Source organism: Neisseria sp. P0021.S007 (assembly GCF_051956855.1).
In genome coordinates, this window is the sequence record NZ_JBQCXA010001175.1 from 1 (window position 1) to 521 (window position 521).

1 protein-coding gene is annotated in these 521 nt (G+C 42.4%); it reads right to left on the reverse strand.

Annotation, left to right across the window (positions count from 1 at the left end):
* Positions 1–521: hypothetical protein (locus tag ACTHUR_RS18135; protein ID WP_440400147.1), on the reverse strand; the 521-nt coding region annotated here is incomplete at both ends.

The window sequence follows — 521 nt, forward strand, 5'->3', positions numbered from 1 at the left end:
GATATATGCAGTATTGTCTCCGGGCAGTATAACCGATGTTGAAATTTCCGTCGGATACACGACATCAGCGGCTGTCTCTGCTGAAATTTCACCTGCCAACTCATTGTAAATTCCTTTGTCGTTTTGGAAATCAATATCGGCAACCTTACGCCTTTCCCCGTTTTCCAAAACCACTTCTGATTCAAATAATATTTTATTATCGGCTTCATCTTTCAGATTGATTTTTGCAAAATCCAAAGAGATCGACTGGATATCCCAGTCGGACAATAGAGAAAGCTCTCCTTCCTCCGTTTTCCCGTTACTGTTTTCGTCATGCCAGATTCTTAGCTCGCCCCACAATTCATCATATTGATTAATGATATTATTATTGTCGCTGTCCAAATCTTTCAAAGCTTCTACGCCGTTTTCTGCGCGCTTGCCGTCAGACATAACTGTTGCCTCACCAAACATCTCCGTTCCGTCGTTTACCATGCCGTCTCCATTTTTATCCCAAACCAAAAAACCGCTGCCTTTTTTGAGCC